The sequence below is a fragment of the Oligella ureolytica DSM 18253 genome, assembly GCF_000373745.1.
Taxonomy (GTDB): Bacteria; Pseudomonadota; Gammaproteobacteria; order Burkholderiales; family Burkholderiaceae_B; genus Oligella; species Oligella ureolytica.
The window spans coordinates 1-4,067 of sequence record NZ_KB892349.1 but is presented as its reverse complement, the minus strand read 5'-3'; the positions used below and the strand labels follow the sequence as shown (position 1 = coordinate 4,067).

5 protein-coding genes are annotated in these 4,067 nt (G+C 38.6%); 3 read left to right on the top strand and 2 right to left on the bottom strand.

Annotation, left to right across the window (positions count from 1 at the left end; translation table 11 throughout):
• The 3 genes from B092_RS0112315 to B092_RS0112305 form a co-directional block, all read left to right on the top strand.
• Window positions 1-363: integrase core domain-containing protein (locus B092_RS0112315; RefSeq protein ID WP_018575534.1), on the top strand; the 363-nt coding region annotated here is incomplete at its 5' end.
• Window positions 364-380: 17 nt separating this feature from the next.
• On the top strand, window positions 381-1,172 hold the full coding sequence (locus tag B092_RS14475; RefSeq protein ID WP_147277853.1) for a thioesterase II family protein: 792 nt from the start codon (window positions 381-383) through the stop codon (window positions 1,170-1,172).
• Window positions 1,169-2,497 (top strand): MFS transporter, encoded by a 1,329-nt coding sequence (locus tag B092_RS0112305; RefSeq protein ID WP_018575532.1) that lies wholly within the window; start codon window positions 1,169-1,171, stop codon window positions 2,495-2,497. Before B092_RS14475 ends, B092_RS0112305 begins: the two co-directional genes overlap by 4 nt.
• An 80-nt stretch (window positions 2,498-2,577) precedes the next feature.
• On the opposite strand, the gene B092_RS0112300 is transcribed toward B092_RS0112305, so the two are convergent.
• Window positions 2,578-3,498, bottom strand: coding sequence for a 4'-phosphopantetheinyl transferase family protein (locus B092_RS0112300; RefSeq protein WP_083907560.1), 921 nt, complete (start codon window positions 3,496-3,498; stop codon window positions 2,578-2,580).
• A gap of 26 nt (window positions 3,499-3,524) precedes the next feature.
• Window positions 3,525-3,869, bottom strand: coding sequence for a DUF4143 domain-containing protein (locus tag B092_RS0112295; protein WP_255313373.1), 345 nt, complete (start codon window positions 3,867-3,869; stop codon window positions 3,525-3,527).
• Window positions 3,870-4,067 lie beyond the last annotated feature (198 nt).

Here is a 4,067-nt window from a genome sequence, read left to right as displayed (position 1 = left end):
GTTAGTGATGATAACCCCTATTCTGAGTCTCTGTTTAGAGCACTCAAATACACGCCAGCCTATCCTAATAAGCCCTTTACTAGCCTAGAACAGGCTCGTCAATGGGTGCATCAATTCGTCATCTGGTATAACACGCAGCATTGCCATAGTGGCATTCAGTTTGTNACGCCGGAGCAGCGTCATAACGGACTNGATAACGCNATTTTAGCGCATCGTCGTGCCGTTTATGAAACAGCCAAAGAAGCTAGACCTGAGCGTTGGAAAAACCGTTCTGTCCGCNATTGGAAACCGGTCAAAGAGGTCTGGCTAAACCCATCGAAGGAGAGTAACGAGTTAGAGAGAAATGCCGTATTAGCAGCATAAGAAATCGGACAACTTGCTTGACAAACACCGAAAGCCATAAACCTATGAAGACTCAGAGCTATAAATATTGTCTATATTGTCTGCCTTCTGCTGGAAGCAGCGCATCAATGTACTTTCCATGGAAGCAGTTTTCTGCCAAGAACCTGAGAATTCATGCTATTGAATATCCGGGGCATGGTTCACGCATACAGGAGGCATTACTTTCCTCTCCGGTTGAACTTATAGAAGATATCGCTAATAACATTATCAAGCACCATCAACCAAACGAGCATATTGCTCTTTTTGGTCATAGTCTTGGTGGTGGCCTGGTTCCATATATTGCAGAAAAATTACAATCTTTAAAACCTGAACTATCCATTTGTCTTTTGATAATCAGTGGTAGAGGGGCTTTTGCTACCTCAAATTCAATAGCTGATGCACAACAGATTAATAACGATGCGTCACTCTTGCATTTTTTAGAGAAATATGAGGGTATCCCTAATGCACTTCTAAATCATCAAGAAGCACTTGACTTCTTTTTACCCATCATCCGGAATGACGTGCTTCTGAATAGTTCGCTTTTGTCGTTCACCACCAAACCTAAGTCAACTGATATACCGCTCTTAGTATTTGCAGGTCGTCAGGATAAAAACACTTCCAACCAAAACCTTGAGGCATGGCATATATGCAGTCATCAGTGGTTGGGTGTATTTTTTTTTGAAGGTGGGCACTTTTATCTGAATGAACCTAGCAATATTCATGCCATTCTGAGCCTCATAAAAAAACACCTCGGAAGCTACCAACCAACTTCTAACGAGCATTCCATATGAAAAGTAAGGCCGAGTTAACAGTCAAAAAATTACATCAGATTATCGATGAAGAAGTTCTTAGCAGCTATCAATGGCAAATTGTGTTAGTTTGTTTTTTATTGGTGCTCCTAGACGGCCTAGATATAGCAATCGTCGCCTACATTGCACCTATCCTCAAAAACGAATTATCTCTTACTACGCATGATCTACCCTATTTGTTTGTCTCTGGTGTCCTTGGGTTGATGATAGGCAGCATGTTATTTGGTCCTTTGGCTGATCGAAGCGGTAGAAAAAAAGCATTAATAATCTCTACAGTGCTCTATGCGTCTTTCACCATTATGTGCGGATTTGCCCATAATTTCAGCCTTTTGGTGATATTTCGTTTTCTGACTGGTGTCGGTTTAGGGGGTGCAATGCCAATCAGCTTGTCCTTGTGCACGGAATACATGCCACGGCGACATCAAATGATCTTATCAACCTTAGCCTGGTGTGGTTTTACTTTAGGTATTGCCATGGGTGGCGTAGTTGCTTCTTTTTTACTACCTTTATTGAATTGGCAATGGCTCTTCTATCTAGCTGGGATTGTACCTTTATTGACACTTCCTCTCATCATCAAAATACTTCCCGAATCGTTTGAATATTTGATTAGATCTGAGCAACAAAAAGCTTTAACAAAAGTTCAAACCATTGTAAACCGCTTATTCACTCAAAAATACTTTCTGAAACCAGCAACGACTGACGAAGAAGCTATACCTAAACAACCGATTTTCTCCTTACTCTCTAAATCTTATCGTAATCTGACCCTAGCGCTTTGGGTTGCATTTTTTGGTTCGCTACTTCTATTCTATTTATTGACATATTGGACACCCATTTTATTAAATAATTCATACTCCTTTAAGCAAATTAATTTAATCACCATGATGTTGCCAATTGGAGGTACAGTAGGTGCATTTATCTTAGCTCGCTGGATAGATACACGTGGCAAGCCTTTCTTAAGATTAGCCCTATCTTATTTTCTCGCTAGCTGCTTACTACTTAGTTTCCCCTCGGCAACGACTTGGTATTTTACACTCATAATCATTGTCTTTTGCATTGGTTTTACTATAGCAGGAGCGCAAAATTGCTTAAACCTAGTAGCTGCAACCGTTTATGAGAATAAAATGCGTACAACAGGCGTCAGCTGGGCTATGGCTATGGGTCGTCTAGGTTCAGTTGTAGGTTCTTATCTTGGTATTTATTTAGTTGGTGAGAGTGAATCTATGACACTATTTTCCTATTTATCTATGATTGCTATGTTGTGCGCTGCGGCATTATTTGGCGTACATCGCTCAATACTTAAGCCCTAAAAAATTGCAATAAACGATGGTAAAATCATACTAATTAAGACTTCATAAAATCACCAAATAGCATGAGGCAATACGAGCCATCAAAATAATTGTCGCAAGTTCACAAGCTGTAACTCTAATAATGAATTGCTATTACACACATGAATTAGTCGCTTGGGATTTAAATTCACATAGTGACAATAAAAATGCTTTTCTTCAATCATTTTTCTGAGCTCGCCACCTAACTGTGAATCTTTTTTATTGATAACGACATTGACATGCTGCGCTACTTGACAGTACTTACGCAACGGACGTTCATCTTTTATCCGACTTTCAGCCGTATTAATTTGTGCTATTTCATCGACTAAACCAGTTCCCAAGCTCTTAAGATAAGCCTCTTTTCGTGTCCAAAAGAATAGAAAATCTCTAGCACAATGAATTTTTTGCTGTTCGCAAGAGTGCATGAAATGCAACATAGGTAGATAATCAAACTTTTTAACTGGTTCAACATCTACACCTATCATTCGTTGCGATTGAGAAACTAAAATGCAGATAAAACCATCACAATGGCTAAGTGAAAATGCAAAAGGCACAGGAGTTAGGCATGCTTCCTGCACAAGGTTCATATAAGGTTTTCCATAATCACCTTGGATAAATCTTAAGCTCTTTGCTAACTCGATGATATCTGCGTTTATTCTCTCTTTACTTAAGCTTTTAAAGGTTATTCTCTCGCACTGGTCAACGGCACCATCAGGCCAACTCACACCATTTTTTATGACCTGATTGTCAGCGTTACTGATTGACGGTTTTACATCGTTACGGACATTCCTCAAAAGGACAGCCAATGCTAAACGCCGCAATCCATAACTAAAAGTTTGTTGTATTGCTAATTTATTATTTTTATACTGTTTTAAACACTGACGCTCAGTAGGTGACAGGCAGTTTGTGCAACTATCTAGCAAAGCTTGACAACTAATCGAAAGTTCATCAGCTTTAAACTCAAAATAAAACAAATACATCATTCCACCTATACTGCTAATTGAGTCTACTACAAAAACTGCGCCATATAAATCGGCACATAGAGCAGACTGCGCTCTTTTTTAAGATCTTTGGTGTGGACAATATATTTAGAATCTATACGACTGGAATATTTTTCAGAAAAGTTATCTAATGAACGGTGAGTCCGATAATTAGATGATTTCACTTCGATTGGGTTAATTTTATTGCCTCTGCTTAATAAAAAATCAATCTCAAAACTTCTTTTTTGCACGGTATCATAATAGCTGTGGTAATACAACTTATTATTGTTAGCAGCTAAGGTCTGCGCAACCATATTCTCATATAGCATACCTAGATTTTTGGCTAATTTATTACCTAATAGTTGCTTGTAAATCGTATTTTCAGAGACTATAAAATCCTTTGTGTAAATGTCGATATTTAATTAATCTTATAACCTATAGATAGGATGAGAGTATTGACATGGATAACGACAAAATAACTGAATTAGCTCAAGCCATCGTAAAAGAAAAGATGACGCCTGAGGAGATGGATAAGGTCTTTCAGTCCTTGCGTAAGCAAGTGATTGAAAGTG